Raw genomic sequence first — 14,772 nt, 5'->3', positions numbered from 1 at the left:
GGGTGCCCGAAGGCACCCGAATCCACCCTACAACAGCAACTACAACTGCATAACTCTCCTGCGATGCTTACGCGGCCTTCTGTTCCTTGCCGTGTTCGAACTGCGCTTCCTCCGTCGAACCGGTCAGCGCGGTGGTCGAGGACTGGCCGCCTTCGATGGTCTGCGTCACGGCGTCGAAGTAGCCGGTGCCGACCTCGCGCTGGTGCTTCACGGCGGTGAAGCCCATTTCAGCGGCGGCGAACTCCTTCTGCTGCAGTTCGACGAAGGCGCTCATCTGGCGGCGGGCGTAGCCGTGGGCCAGTTCGAACATGCCGTAGTTCAGCGCGTGGAAGCCGGCCAGCGTGATGAACTGGAACTTGTAGCCCATGGCGCCCAGCTCGCGCTGGAACTTGGCGATGGTGCCGTCGTCCAGGTTCTTCTTCCAGTTGAACGAGGGCGAGCAGTTGTAGGCCAGCAGCTTGCCCGGGAACTGGCGATGGATGGCCTCGGCGAACTTGCGGGCGTATTCCAGGTTGGGCGTGGACGTTTCGCACCAGATCAGGTCGGCGTACGGCGCATAGGCCAGGCCGCGCGAGATGGCCTGGTCGATGCCGGCCTTGGTGCGGAAGAAGCCTTCGACGGTGCGCTCGCCGGTGATGAAGGGACGGTCGTTCTCGTCGACGTCGCTGGTCACCAGGTCGGCCGCGTCAGCGTCGGTGCGGGCCAGCAGCACGGTGGGCGTGCCCATCGTGTCGGCCGCCAGGCGCGCCGACACCAGCTTGGCGACGGCCTCGCGGGTCGGGACCAGCACCTTGCCGCCCATGTGGCCGCACTTCTTGACCGAAGCCAGCTGGTCTTCGAAGTGCACGCCCGAAGCACCGGCCTCGATCATCGCCTTCATCAGTTCGAACGCATTCAGCACGCCGCCGAAGCCGGCTTCGGCGTCCGCCACGATCGGGGCGAAGAAATCGATGTAGCCTTCGTCGCCCGGATTCTTGCCTTCCATCCACTGGATCTGGTCGCAGCGGGTCAGCGAATTGTTGATGCGGCGGACCACTTGCGGCACCGAATTGGCGGGGTACAGCGACTGGTCGGGATACATCTCGCCGGCCAGGTTGGCGTCGCCGGCAACTTGCCAGCCGGACAGGTAGATCGCCTTCAAGCCGGCCTTGACCTGCTGCATGGCCTGGTTGCCGGTCAGGGCGCCCAGCGAATTCACGAAAGGCTCGCTATGCAGCAATTCCCACAGACGGGTGGCGCCGCGGCGCGCCAGCGTGTGTTCCACGCCGATGGAGCCGCGCAGGCGGATGACGTCCTCGGCGCTGTAGTCGCGCTTGATGCCTTGCCAACGGGCGTTTTCAGCCCAGTCCTTCTGCAGATTGCGGATTTCGGTTTCGCGGTTGCTCATGTTGATGCTCCTGGTCAGTGATGGGAAGACTTCAAAAGATTCGCGTCCTGCGTTGCGTGAATCGTTGGACAAAGTCTATGCCTCTGCTGCGGAGCAATGTGGACTGATGTCTTATAGAAGACGAAAAATATTATTCTTATAAATCAATTAATTACAAAGTTGATTTCGTATTGCGGAACGCAATTATCATCTGTGAAATGGGCTCCCGCTGCTGCGCAGCAGTGGCTTTCACATGACGAAGGTTACATTTCACAATGTGGAAAATCGGCCTTTTTTACGACCGCCTACAATGCGTTCATTCTTCAAGTTTCCGATGACTCCGCTATGACGCTGTCCCACGGCCCGCTGGGCCAGAGCGTGGCCTACGCCTCGCAATACGACCCCTCCCTGCTCTTCCCCATCGCGCGTTCGCACAATCGCGCGGCGCTGAACCTGGAAGCCGGCAAGCTGCCCTTTACCGGCGTGGACCTGTGGAATGCCTATGAGCTGTCCTGGCTGGATGCCAAGGGCAAGCCGCGCGTGGCCATGGCCACCTTCTCGGTGCCGGCCGACAGCCCCAACATCATCGAGTCCAAGTCCTTCAAGCTCTATCTGAACTCGTTCAACCAGACCCGCCTGGTCAATTCGGCCGCCCTGCGCGGCCGTCTGGAGCGCGACCTGAGCGCCGCCGCCGGCGCGCCGGTGGGGCTGGATTTCTTCCTGCCGCAGCGCTTCTCCGAATTGCAGATGGGCGAAATGGACGGCATCTATATAGACAAGCTGGACATCGAGATCGACACCTACGAGCCCGCGCCCGAAGTGTTGCGCACCCGCCCGGGCGACGTGGTCGAGGAAACGCTGGCCTCGCGCCTGCTGAAATCGAACTGCCCTGTCACGGGCCAGCCCGACTGGGCCAGCGTGCAGATCCGCTACCGCGGCGCGCCCATAGACCGCGAGTCGCTGCTGCGCTACGTGGTCTCGTTCCGCCAGCACGCGGAATTCCACGAGCATTGCGTGGAACGCATCTTCAGCGACATCATGCAGGCCTGCCGGCCGGAACAACTGACGGTCTATGCGCGCTATACCCGCCGCGGCGGGCTGGACATCAACCCCTGGCGCAGCAACTTCGAAGCCGGGCCGCCGGCGGACGTGCGTACCGTCCGCCAGTAGGCGCCGGAAACCGCGTTACTTCACAAAAGGCTCGGGCCGCGGCGTGTCATCCGCCGACGGCGGCAGCACCGGGTACTGGATCGCCGGCTGATCGCCCGTCAGGGTTTTCAGGAACGCCACGATCTGCGCGTTCTCATCGGGCGTGAAGGTCCGGCCCAGCTGCAACCGGCCCATCACGTCCACGGCCTGCGTCAAGGTAGCTGCCTCGCCATCATGGAAGTACGGATAGGTCAGCGCCACGTTGCGCAGCGTCGGCACCTTGAAGTTGAAGCGGTCGGCGTCCTTGCCCGTCACCGCCGCGCGGCCCTCGGCCTTGTTCTCGGTGACGTAGGGCGTAACCAGGCCCATCTTCTGGAACGAATTGCCGCCCACCGCCACGCCGTTGTGGCAGGCCACGCAACCGCTGTTCTTGAAGAGTTCGTAGCCGGCCAGCTCGCGCACCGTCAGCGCCTTCTGGTCGCCGCGCAGCCACTGGTCGAAACGCGAATTGGGCGTCACCAGCGTTTCCTCGAACGCGGCCAGGGCGCCGGTGACCTCGTCGATGGTGATGTCGTCCTTGCCGAAGACCTGCTTGAATTCCGCCCGGTAGCCGGGAATGGAATTCAGCACCTGCACCGCTAGTTCGTGAGTGGACGCCATCTCCATGGGATTGGCGATGGGGCCGCCCGCCTGCTCGCGCAAGTCCTTGGCCCGGCCGTCCCAGAACTGGGCGATGTTCAGACTGGAGTTGAGCACCGTCGGCGAATTGATCGAGCCCTGCTGCCACTTGTGCCCGATCGAGGCCTTGAGATTGTCCGAACCGCCCATGCCCAGGTTGTGGCAGGAATTACAGGAAATCGCGCCGGAACGGGACAGGCGCGGATCGAAGAAGAGCTTTTTGCCCAGTTCGACCTTGGCCGGCTCCTTGATGACCGCCGGCTCCACCGGCTGTATCGGTTCCTGCGAAGCCGCCTGGGCCAGACCCATCCAACTGCCCAAGGCGACCCCGGCCGCCAGCAACGCGCTTGCCCTTCTCATTTCGCTTCTCCTGTAAATAACCTTTGTCCCATAAAGGTCATTACATCAGAGGGAAACGGGTCGAACCTTGCGCCGGGTCAAACGGTCGGGCCCGTGCAGGGCCCGCCATGATCAGGAACGCACAGCCGCCGAAGCCGCAGCGGCGGGTTCCGCACGCCGCGCCTGCACCGCGATCCATTGCGCCAGGAAGGCGGCGGCAGCGAATGCCACGCCCGCGCCCACCCAGGGGCCCTGCCGCAGCCCGGCGTCCAGCAGCAGGCCGAAGGCCAGCGGCCCCAGGGCCGAGCCCACGTCCATGCCGGAGTACACCAGTCCGTAGACCGAGCCGGTGGAACCCTTGGGCGTGACGCGGCGGATCAGCATGTCGCGCGACGGCGCCGCGACGCCGGAGCAGAAGCCCGCCAGGGCCACCACCGGTGCGGCCATCACAGCCGGCACCAAACCCAGCGCCAGCACCACCAGCGTCAGGCCCGCCAGGATCAGGGCCACCATCACGGTGCGTTCGGTGCGCGGATTGGCCGACACCAGAAAGCCGCCCGCGGCCATGCCGACGGCCGAAGCCACCATGTAGCCGGACAGCGCCGAACTGGCCGCGACCTTGGACAGGTCGTACAGCTGGCCCAGCAAGGGGATGGTGTAGTTCTGCACCGAGGACAGCGCAATGGAGGTGCAGGCGAAGAACAGGAACGCGCCCCACAGCGCCGGCTTGGACAAGAGCGTGGTCAGCGTCGTCAGCACGCTTTCCTGCGGCTTTGCCGTGGGCTTGGGAGCGGCCTTGCCGGCTTCCACGTCCGCGTGGCCTTCCAGCGGCGACGGGCCGCCGATCAGATCGCGACCCAGAATCGTCAACAACAGCACCAAGGCCACCAGCCCGGCGGCGCTATAGGCCGCTACGCGCCAGTCTGCGAGCAAGGTGATGCTGGTCATGAAAACCGGGGTAAGCGCCCAGCCCAGATTACCCGTCAGCCCGTGCGTGGAGAAGGCATGTCCCAGGCGCGGCGCGGAAATGCGATGGTTGATGATGGAATAGTCGGCGGGATGGAACACGGAGTTGCCGATGCCGCCCACGACGGCCGCCACAATCAGCATGGCGTAGCCGTTGGCCGATCCGATCAGCACGCCGGACAACACGAAGCACGCCAGCCCGAACCACAGCACCGGCCGCGCGCCGATGCGGTCCACCACGAAGCCCGAGGACGCCTGGCCGATGCCGGAAACCACATAGAACGTGGACACCAGCAGCCCAAGGCGGGCAAAGTCCAGGCCGAACTCGTTGCCCAGCGAGACATAGAGCGAGGGCAGGACCAGTTGGAAGAAGTGGGAGGAAGCGTGGGCCACCCCGATCAGCAGAATGATCTTCCAGTCGCGCCGGCGGGCGGCGGCGTCCAGGGCCAGGGTATTCGCAGCGGTGTTCATTGCAGGCGGCCGCGGTCAGCGGCAGGTGGCGCGGCGCCGATGCGGCGGTGCGCGGGTTGTCTCCGGCAACGTCCGGATGTTCCGGGCGTTGGACTGTAGGCGCCGTCCCGGACACGCCGGCGGATCGCTCTTGGTATGTAACGGCGGCCGCCTTGCGCGAGCCGTGCCGCCGCTCTGCCAAACAAAAATACGGACTCTGGACTACATGGCCTTTTCGCGGATGGCAGGCCACGCGCGCTGCAGGTAATACAGCATCGACCACACCGTCAGTACCGCCGCCACGATGATCAGCACATCGCCCAGCAGGCGCGAGCTGACGCCGTAGATCGGCTGGTTGTACAGCAGGCAGGGAATCGCCACCATTTGCGCGGCCGTCTTGAACTTGCCCAGCCGGTGCACCGCCACGCTGGCGCTGGCGCCGATCTTGGCCATCCATTCGCGCAGCGCGGAAATCGTGATTTCACGGCCGATGATGATCAGGGAAATAAAGGCGTCGACGCGGCTGAGGTCCAGTAGGACGATCAGGGCCGCGCAGACCATCAGCTTGTCGGCGACCGGATCCAGGAAGGCCCCGAACGCCGAGGTCTGGTTCCAGCGGCGGGCCAGCCAGCCATCGAACCAGTCGGTCAGCGCCGCAATAATGAAAGCCCAGGCGGCGAAAGTGTCGCGCACAGGGACCGACATCCAGCTTTCGGGCAGGTAGAACAGCCCGACCACCAGCGGAATCATGGCGATGCGCAGCCATGTCAGGATAATGGGTACATTAATTGGCATAGTGTCCGTATGCTAACAGTAAGACGCCCCCCCGAAGCGCCTGAGGCGCTTCCCCCCCAGGGGGGCGCCGCTGCGGACCGGCGGAGCCGGATCCGCGCGGCCCGGCGGGCGCTACGCCGGTTGCTGCGTCTGTAACCGAGCAGAGGGTGAGTAACCGCCGGCATTTATGCATGGCGGCTACCGCAGGGCTTCATAGATGCGGATCGCCAGGTCTTGGGAGATGCCGTCGACCGAGGCCAGGTCTTCGATGCTGGCCGAAGCCACGCCGGAGAAGCCGCCGAAACGGGCCAGCAGGCGCTGGCGGCGGCGGGCGCCGATGCCTTCGATTTCTTCCAGGCGAGAAACGTTGCGGGCCTTGGCGCGGCGGGCGCGCATGCCGGTGATGGCGAAGCGGTGCGCCTCGTCGCGCACTTGGGCGATCAGCATCAGCGCGGCGGATTCGCCGCCCAGCGCCACCGGCGGGCGGGCGTCGGCGAACACCAGGGTCTCAAGGCCGACCTTGCGCCCTTCCCCCTTGGCCACGCCTACCAACGTCTGGATATCCAGGCCCAGTTCCACGAACACCTGGCGGGCGACTTCCACCTGGCCCTTGCCGCCATCGATCAGCACCAGGCCGGGCATGGGCGCCTCGCCGTCCGCCACCTTGGCGAAGCGGCGGCTCAGTACCTGGCGCATCGCGGCGTAATCGTCGCCCGGCGTGATGCCGGCGATGTTGTAGCGGCGGTACAGCGACGGCTGCATGTCGTGGTGTTCGAACACCACGCAGGACGCCTGGGTCGCTTCGCCCGCCGTGTGGCTGATGTCGAAGCATTCGATGCGCAACGCGTCGAGCGCGGCTTCGTCCGTGTCCAGGTCCAGCGCCTCGGCCAGCGCCAGTGTCCGGGCGGCGCGGGCGCCGGACTCGGTCAAGGCGCGGGCCAAGGCCATTTCGGCGTTCTTGGCCGCCTGCTCCAGCCAGGCGCGGCGCGCGCCTTGCGGACGCGTCAGCACCCGCGACGGGCGTCCGCCCGCCTGTTCCACCAACAGGCCGATCAGGTCAGGATCCGGCAACGCGTGCGAACAGACCAGCACCGGCGGCATGGCATTGTCGGTGTAGTGCTGGGCCACGAAGGCTTCCAGCACCTGCGGCGCGGCCTCGCCCTCGGCATGCGTGGGAAAGAACGGCTTGTCGCCAAGATGGCGGCCGCCCCGCACCATGGCCAGATTAACGCAGACCTTGCCGCCCGCGATCGCCACCGCAATGATGTCGGTGTCCTCGCCGCTGACGTTTTCCATGGTCTGCTGGTGCAATACGCGCGCCAGCGACCCCATCTGGTCGCGCAGCGCCGCCGCTTCCTCGAAGCGCAGTTCGCTGGCCGCCTGCTGCATCCGGCTTTCGATTTCGCCCATCACCTCCTTGGCTTCCCCGTTGAGGAAGCGCACGGCGCGCTGCACGTCGCGTTCGTAGTCGGCGGCTTCGATCGCGCCGACGCAGGGCGCCGAGCAGCGCCCGATCTGATGCAGCAGACAGGGTCGCGAACGGTTGGCGAAGACCGAGTCCTCACAGGTCCGCAGGCGGAATACCTTCTGCAGGATCTGGATGGTCTCGCGCACGGCCCAGGCATTGGGGAACGGCCCGAAGTACTGCCCGCGCTTGTTGGTGGCGCCGCGGTAATAGGCAATGCGCGGCCATTCGTGGCCGGTGATCAGCAGGTAGGGATAAGATTTGTCGTCGCGGAACAGGATGTTGTAGCGCGGCTTCAGGGTCTTGATGAGGTTGTTTTCGAGGATCAGCGCTTCCGCTTCGGAGCGCGTCACCGTCACCTCCAGCCGCGCCACCTTCGCCACCATCTGGGCGATGCGGGGGCTGGCCAGGTTTTTCTGGAAATACGACGAGACGCGCTTTTTCAGGTCGCGCGCCTTGCCGACATACATGACCTCTCCGGCCGCATCCAGATGCCGGTACACGCCCGGCAGATGCGGCAGGTCAGCCAGGAACGATTTGAGATTGAAGTCGTCGGGCATTCTGATAACGGCTTTCAGCCTGCAAGGTATCCCAGTCCGGCGCGTCAAAGCGCGGCATCAGGCGGCGGATGCGCGCCACGGACTCGGGCGCGTGCTCGAACTTCAGGCGTTCGAGCAATTCGTCCGCCAGGTCCGGCCGGTTGCATACGAGCACCATGTCGCAGCCGGCGCCCAGCGCCGCGTTGGCACGGTCCAGGATGTCGCCCGCGACCGAGGCGCCTTCCATGGTCAGGTCGTCCGAGAACACCACTCCATCGTAGCCCAGGCGGGTGCGCAGGATGTCCTGCACCCAGCGCTTGGAGAAGCCGGCCGGGTGCTTGTCGACCTTGGGATAGATCACGTGCGCAGGCATCACCGACGGCAGCACTGCGTCGCCCAGCCAGGCGTACGGCGCGGCATCGTCCTGCAGGATCTTGTCCAGCGGACGCGGGTCCACCGGGATCTCGTGGTGCGAATCCGCCTCCACGAAACCATGGCCGGGGAAATGCTTGCCGCAGGCCGACATGCCCGCCAGCTGCAAGCCCTGGATCAGCGCGCGCGACAGCATCGTGACCACGCGCGGGTCCTGGTGGAAGGCGCGGGTGCCGATCACCTTGCTGACGCCGTAGTCCAGGTCCAGCACCGGCGTGAAGCTCATGTCCACGCCGCAGGCGCGCAGCTCGGCGGCCAGCACGTAGCCGGCTTCGGTCGCAAGGCGCATGGCCTGCAGCGGATCGCGGTCCCACAACGCGCCCAGGTCGCGCATGGCGGGAAGCGCCGTGAAGCCGTCGTCGCGGAAGCGCTGCACACGGCCGCCTTCGTGGTCCACCAGGATCAAGAGCGGCTCCTTGCGGGCCTTGTGGATCTGGCGCGTCAGCTCGGTCAGTTGCTTGCGGCTTTCGAAGTTGCGCGCAAACAGGATCACGCCGCCCACCAGCGGATGGCGCAGGCGCTTCTTCTCCGCCTTCGTCAGCGAGTGTCCCGCCACATCGACCATCACGGGGCCGGGCGGCAGGACCGCCCTGGATTTCTTCTTGGCCATGTCAGGCTGTCCTTCTGTCTAAGTCTGGCAAGCCGGCGGCGGACACGAGTCCGCCGATCAGGGCTTGCGTTCGACCACCACGTAAGCGGCGGCCATGTCGGATTCGTCGGTAATGGAAACGTGGGCCGCACCAAAGCGCTGCTCGTACCATTGCAGCAGTTCGGGCGCGATCACCAGCACGGGACGCCCGCCGGGCGCGTTCAGCGTCTGCACGCGCCGCCATGTCATGGGCATGCGCATGCCCAGGCCTATGGCCTTGGAAAACGCCTCCTTGGCCGCGAAGCGCGTAGCCAGGAAACGCAGGCCGCGCACCGGGTCGCGGGCGCGGCGCGCGTGGAACTTCTGCAGTTCTTCGACGCCCAGGATCTTTTCGGCGAAACGGTCGCCGTGGCGCGCCAGCGCGCGCTCGATGCGGTCGATGCGCAACAGGTCCATGCCGATGCCGGCAATGGCGCCTGCGGGCGCAGCGGGGCGGGAAGCGTCAGACATGGGAATCAGCGCGCGGCCGCAGGAAAAAACGGGATAACGGGCTCGCGGTCACAGCCCGCGCAGCGCTTGCAGGCGGGCCTGCACCATCAGCGCCTTCATGTCGCGCACCGCTTTTTCCCAGCCGTCGAACACCGCCTGCGCCACGATGGCGTGGCCGATGTTGAGTTCGGAAATGCCTTCCAGCGCGGCCACCGGCTTGACGTTGCCGTAATGCAGGCCGTGGCCTGCGTTCACGCGCAAGCCGTGGCGCAGCCCTTCGGTCACGGCCAGGCGCAAGCGCTGCAGTTCGGCCTCGGCGGCCTCGCCTTCAGCTTCGGCGTAGGCGCCGGTGTGCAATTCGATCACCGGCGCGCCGGCCTTGGCCGCGGCCGCGATCTGCACGGGATCCGGATCGATGAAGAGCGACACGCGGATGCCGGCCTCGGCCAGCAGGCCCACCGCATCCGACACCGGCCCCATGGCGCCCGCGACTTCCAGGCCGCCTTCGGTCGTCAGTTCGGTGCGCTTTTCGGGCACCAGGCAAACGTCGCTGGGCTTGACCGCGCAGGCGATCTCCAGCATTTCCGCCGTCACCGCGCATTCCAGGTTCATGCGCGTACGCAATTGCGGACGCATGGCGTAGACGTCCTTGTCCTGGATATGGCGCCGGTCTTCACGCAGATGCAGCGTGATCAGATCGGCGCCGGCGTCCTCCGCGCGCAGCGCGGCGAGCACCGGGTCCGGATAGGTCGTGTGGCGCTGTTGCCGCAGCGTGGCAACGTGATCGATGTTTACACCAAGTTCTATCATTGCACTTTCGTTGTTTCTTCCCAGCCGCCGCCCAGGGCCTTGTACAGCTCCACGCGGTTGATCAGCGCGGCCAGGCCAGTCTGGACCAGGGCGAGCTGGGCATTGAAAAAGTCCACCTGCGCGGTCTGCACCTGCAGGTAGCTGTCGATACCATTGGTATAACGCAGATTCGACAGTTCCAGCGTGCGGCCGGACGCGTCCTGCAGGGCGCGCTGGGCATCCAGTTGCGCCCCGTAGGTGGCTTCGCCGGCCAGCGCGTCCGACACTTCGCGGAACGCCTGCTGGATGGACTGTTCGTACTGCGCCACGGCGATATTGTCGCGCGCCTTGGCCAGGTTCAGCCCTTCGCGGATGCTGCCGCCGGCAAACAGCGGCGTGGTGATCGACGGCGAGAAGCTCCAATAGCCCTGGCCGCCCTTGAACAGGTCGCCCAACGAGGGGCTGGCCACCCCTAGCAGGCCGGTCAGCGAGATGGTCGGGAAGAACGCCGCGCGCGCCGCGCCGATATTGGCGTTGGCGGACAGCAGCTGGTTTTCCGCGGCCATGATGTCCGGACGGCGCTCGAGCAGATCGGACGGCAGGCCGGCTGGCACCGTCGCCAGAAGCTGGTCGCGGCCGAACACGGCCGGCGCCGGCAGGTCCGGCGGCAAGGGCGTGCCGACCAGCAGCACCAGCGCGTTCATGGCCTGGGCCTGGGCGCGGGCCAGTTGCGCCAGATCGGACGAGGCCGTATCCAGCAGCGACTTGGCCTGGTTCAGGTCCAGCTCCGAAGCCACGCCGCCGTCGAAACGCCGCTTGACCAAGTCATAGGATTCCTGGCGCGACGCCAGGGTGCGCTGTGTCAGGTCCAGCTGGACCTCGGCGGCGCGCAGGTTGAAGTACGACTGCGCGACTGCGCCGACCAGCGTGATCTGCGCACTCTTCTGCGCCTGCTCGGTCGACAGGTACTGCTGATACGCCGCCTCGGAGAGGTTGCGCAGGCGGCCGAACAGGTCGATCTCGAAGGTGGTCAGGCCGATGCCTGCCTGGTACGAGCTGCTGATCGAACCCGCGCCGGGCTGCCGCATGTTCTGGGGCAGATGCTGACGCTGGCCCTGGATGCCGGCGCCGATGCTGGGCCATTGCGCGCCGCGCTGGATGCCGTATTGGGCGCGAGCCTCTTCCACGCGCTCCACCGCCACGCGCAGGTCGCGGTTGTTGACCAGCGCCAGCTCGATCAGGCTTTGCAGGCGCGGATCGCGGAAGAACTCGCGCCAGCCCAGATTGGCCGCCGGCGTGCCGTCCTGCGGCATGACCGCGGTGGACGGCTGGGTGCCCAGCGAGGTGGGCTTGGCGTAGCCGCCATACTGCACCTTGGGCTGATCGGGCCACGTACCGGAAACCGGCGCATCGGGGCGCTTGTAATCGGGCGCCAGCGAGCAGCCGGCCAACGCCACCGCCACGAAAGCGGACAAGGCGGTCTGTTTGAACTTCAGGGCTTTCATTCCTTGCCCTCCTGGCCACCGTTGGGTTGTGCGGGGTGTTGCGCGGGCGCGTCCGGCGCAGCCTGTCCGGCTGCGGCCTTCTTGGCCGCCTGCTCTTCTTCGAAGGCGCGCAGTTCAGCGCCCAACAGGCGCGGACGGGTCTTGAACAGGCCCAGCACCACCACGAAGAAGGTCGGCACGAAAATCACCGCGAACGGCGTGGCGGCCAACATGCCGCCCAGCACGCCCAGACCCACGGCGCGCTGGCTGGCGGCGCCTGCGCCGGTCGCCATGGCCAGGGGCACCACGCCCAGGATGAAGGCCAGCGACGTCATCAGGATGGGACGGAACCGCAGCCTCGCGGCTTCCACCGCGGATTCATACAGCCCCATGCCGCGAGCGTACTGATCCTTGGCGAATTCCACGATAAGAATGGCGTTCTTGGCCGCCAAGCCGATCACGGTCACCATGCCCACCTGGAAGTACACGTCGTTGGACATGCCCAGCGCGCTGATCAACGCCACCGCGCCCAGCATACCCAGCGGCACCACCAGCATCACCGAAATCGGGATGGCCCAGCTTTCATACAGGGCGGCCAGCACCAGGAACACCACCAGCAGCGACAGGCCCATCAGGATCGGAGCCTGGTTGCCGGCCTGGCGTTCCTGGTAGGAAAGGCCGTTCCACTCGTAGCCGAAGCCCTGCGGCAACTGGCCCACCAGACGCTCCATCTCGGCCATCGCCTCGCCCGTGGTGTAACCAGGGGCGGCGTCGCCGCCGATACGCATGGACTCGTAGCTGTTGTAGCGCACCACCTGCACCGGACCCTGCTTCCACTCGGCCTTGACGAAGGTGGACAGCGGCACCATGCCGCCCTGGCTGTTGCGGGCGTTCAGCTGCAGCACGTCATTGAGCTGCATGCGGTACGGCGCGTCGGCCTGCACCCAGATGTTCTGCATCCGGCCCAGGTTGGGGAACTTGCTCAGGTAGGCGGAGCCGACCGCGGTGGAAATCAGCGAGGCAGCCTCGTTGAAGTCCACGCCCAGCGCAGCCGCTTTCTCGCGGTCGATGGTCAGGCTGAGCTGCGCGCCCGGCCCCAGGCCGGTGATGCGCACCTGCGACAGCACGGGGCTCTTCATGACCAGGCCCATGAGTTCGCCGGTGGCCGCGGCCAGGGCGGCGGAACCCGCCGCGCCGCGATCCTGCAGGCGGAAGTCGAAGCCGGTCGCGTTGCCCAGGGACGAAATGGCGGGTGGCACCAAGGTGAACACCTGCGCGTCATGGATGCCCATCAGCTGCTTTTCGAAGGCATGGAAGGCAATGGCGCCCGCCGAGTCCTGGCGCGACTTGCGCTCGCTGAAGTCCTTCAGCGTGACGAAGGCGATAGCGGCGTTCAGGCCGTTGCCGTTGAAACTGTAGCCCTGCACGGCGATGATGTTCTCGACCGCGGGCACGTCCGAGAAGTACTTCTCGACCTGCTCGATGACCTCGACCGTGCGGTTGGCGGTAGCGCCGGTGGGCAGCTCGATGTTGCTGACCACGTAGCCCTGGTCTTCCTCGGGCAGGAAGGACGAAGGCAGGCGCAGGTACAGCCAGCCCAGCAGCACGACCAGCAGCAGGAACGCCAGCATCATGCGGCCGCCCTTGTGCAGGATGCGCGACACCCAGTTCTGGTAGTTGTGGGTGGTGGCGTCGAACTTGCGGTTGAACCAGCCGAAGAAGCCCTTCTTGTCCTCGTGGTGGCCCTTGGGCACCGGCTTGAGGATGGTGGCGCACAGCGCCGGGGTGAAGGTCAGGGCCAGCAGTGCCGAGAAGAAGATCGACACGGCCATCGCGATCGAGAACTGGCGGTAGATCACACCCACCGAACCGCTCATGAAGGCCAGCGGCAGGAACACCGTCACCAGCACCAGCGTAATGCCGATGATGGCGCCGCTGATCTGCGGCATCGCTTTCTTGGTGGCTTCCTTGGGTGGCAAGCCCTCTGTGGACATGATCCGCTCGACGTTTTCCACCACCACGATGGCGTCGTCCACCAGAATCCCGATGGCCAGCACCATGGCGAACATGGTCAGCACGTTGATGGAGAACCCGAGCGCCAGCATCACCGCGAACGCCCCCAGCATGGCCACCGGCACCACCAGGGCCGGGATCAGGGTGTAGCGGACATTCTGCAGGAACAGGTACATCACCAGGAACACCAGCACCATGGCTTCCGCCAGGGTGTGGACCACCTGCTCGATGGACACCTTGACGTAGGGCGCCGTGTCGTACGGAATGGAGTACGTGATGTTGCCCGGGAAGTACTTGGACAGCTCTTCCATCTGCTGGCGCACGCCCTGGGCGGTGGCCAGCGCGTTGGCGTTGGGCGACAGCACGATGGCGAATGCGGCCGTCGGCTTGCCGTTCAGGCGGGCGCCGAACTGGTAGTTGTCCGCGCCGACTTCGATGCGGGCGACGTCGCGCAGCAGCACCTTGGAACCGTCGGTGTTGGCGCGCAGGACGATCTTGCCGAAGCCCTCCACCGTGCTCAGCTGGCCGTTGGCCGTGACCGTGGCGGTGATGCGCTGCGAATCCGGGTTGGGCGGCGCGCCGATGCTGCCGCCGGAAATCACCACGTTCTGCTGGGCGATGGCCTGGTTGACCTGCGACATGCTCAGGTTGAACCCGACCAGCTTGGCGGGATCGACCCACACGCGCATGGCGCGCGGCGCCGCGAACAGCTGGAACTGGCCCACGCCGGGCACGCGGGAAACCGGGTTCTTGATGTTGCGGGTGATGTAGTCGGCCAGCGCCGTCTGGTCCAGCGAACCGTCCGTGGACGACACCGCCGCCACCATCAGGAAGCCGGTACTGGTCTGCTCATATTGCAGGCCCTGCTGCTGCACGGCGGTGGGCAACTGCGCGACCACGTTGGACACGCGGTTCTGCACGTCCACCTGCGCCAAGTCTGGATTGGTGCCAGGAGCGAAGGTCGCGGTGATGGTCGAGGTGCCGTAGGAATCGCTGACCGACTCGTAGTAGATCAGGCCCTTGGCGCCGTTGAGCTGGTCTTCGATGATACTGGTGACCTGCTCGGCCACTTCGTTGGCCGACGCGCCGGGGTACGTGGCCGTGATCGTGATCGCGGGCGGCGCTACGTCCGGGTACTGCGAAATCGGCATGTTCGGGATCGCCAGCACCCCGGCCAGCAGGATGAACAGGGCGACTACCCAGGCGAAAATCGGTCTATCAATAAAAAATTGCGGCATGTGGGCTGACTC

The 14,772-nt window shown here is 65.9% G+C and carries 11 protein-coding genes; 1 reads left to right on the top strand and 10 read right to left on the bottom strand.

The window, feature by feature from the left end; genetic code table 11:
• Positions 1-67: 67 nt before the first annotated feature.
• The gene (gene aceA, locus IB268_RS27905) at positions 68-1,387 is read right to left on the bottom strand and encodes an isocitrate lyase (RefSeq protein ID WP_042794353.1); all 1,320 of its coding nucleotides are present in this window, start codon (positions 1,385-1,387) and stop codon (positions 68-70) included.
• A gap of 324 nt (positions 1,388-1,711) precedes the next feature.
• On the opposite strand from aceA, the gene queF reads away from it, so the two are divergent.
• Positions 1,712-2,536, top strand: coding sequence for an NADPH-dependent 7-cyano-7-deazaguanine reductase QueF (gene queF, locus IB268_RS27900; RefSeq protein WP_192355150.1), 825 nt, complete (start codon positions 1,712-1,714; stop codon positions 2,534-2,536).
• Positions 2,537-2,551: 15 nt separating this feature from the next.
• Here queF and IB268_RS27895 read toward each other — a convergent pair whose 3' ends face one another.
• The 9 genes from IB268_RS27895 to IB268_RS27855 all read right to left on the bottom strand — a co-directional run bounded on the left by IB268_RS27895 (position 2,552) and on the right by IB268_RS27855 (position 14,760).
• Complete coding sequence (locus tag IB268_RS27895; RefSeq protein WP_054452876.1) at positions 2,552-3,553, bottom strand: cytochrome-c peroxidase; 1,002 nt, start codon at positions 3,551-3,553, stop codon at positions 2,552-2,554.
• Positions 3,554-3,664: 111 nt separating this feature from the next.
• Complete coding sequence (locus IB268_RS27890) at positions 3,665-4,969, bottom strand: MFS transporter (RefSeq protein WP_192355149.1); 1,305 nt, start codon at positions 4,967-4,969, stop codon at positions 3,665-3,667.
• A gap of 201 nt (positions 4,970-5,170) precedes the next feature.
• Positions 5,171-5,743: a CDP-diacylglycerol--glycerol-3-phosphate 3-phosphatidyltransferase gene (gene pgsA, locus IB268_RS27885; RefSeq protein WP_119449989.1), complete on the bottom strand. Its 573-nt coding sequence runs from the start codon at positions 5,741-5,743 to the stop codon at positions 5,171-5,173.
• 177 nt (positions 5,744-5,920) lie between these two features.
• The gene (gene uvrC / locus IB268_RS27880; protein WP_054452880.1) at positions 5,921-7,747 is read right to left on the bottom strand and encodes an excinuclease ABC subunit UvrC; all 1,827 of its coding nucleotides are present in this window, start codon (positions 7,745-7,747) and stop codon (positions 5,921-5,923) included.
• Positions 7,710-8,768 (bottom strand): beta-N-acetylhexosaminidase, encoded by a 1,059-nt coding sequence (gene nagZ, locus IB268_RS27875; protein ID WP_054452882.1) that lies wholly within the window; start codon positions 8,766-8,768, stop codon positions 7,710-7,712. The genes uvrC and nagZ overlap by 38 nt, the downstream gene beginning before the upstream one ends.
• A 57-nt stretch (positions 8,769-8,825) precedes the next feature.
• Positions 8,826-9,257: a holo-ACP synthase gene (gene acpS, locus IB268_RS27870; RefSeq protein WP_054452884.1), complete on the bottom strand. Its 432-nt coding sequence runs from the start codon at positions 9,255-9,257 to the stop codon at positions 8,826-8,828.
• A 48-nt stretch (positions 9,258-9,305) separates the two neighbouring features.
• A complete protein-coding gene (pdxJ, locus tag IB268_RS27865) occupies positions 9,306-10,046 on the bottom strand; it encodes a pyridoxine 5'-phosphate synthase (protein ID WP_054452886.1) in 741 nt (246 codons plus the stop codon).
• The gene (locus IB268_RS27860) at positions 10,043-11,530 is read right to left on the bottom strand and encodes an efflux transporter outer membrane subunit (protein ID WP_054452888.1); all 1,488 of its coding nucleotides are present in this window, start codon (positions 11,528-11,530) and stop codon (positions 10,043-10,045) included. The genes pdxJ and IB268_RS27860 overlap by 4 nt, the downstream gene beginning before the upstream one ends.
• On the bottom strand, positions 11,527-14,760 hold the full coding sequence (locus IB268_RS27855; RefSeq protein WP_054452890.1) for a multidrug efflux RND transporter permease subunit: 3,234 nt from the start codon (positions 14,758-14,760) through the stop codon (positions 11,527-11,529). The genes IB268_RS27860 and IB268_RS27855 overlap by 4 nt, the downstream gene beginning before the upstream one ends.
• Between the last annotated feature and the right edge of the window lie 12 nt (positions 14,761-14,772).

Source organism: Achromobacter sp. ACM01, assembly GCF_014851745.1.
Taxonomy (GTDB): Bacteria; Pseudomonadota; Gammaproteobacteria; order Burkholderiales; family Burkholderiaceae_B; genus Achromobacter; species Achromobacter aegrifaciens.
This window is presented reverse-complemented; position numbering and strand designations above follow the sequence as displayed.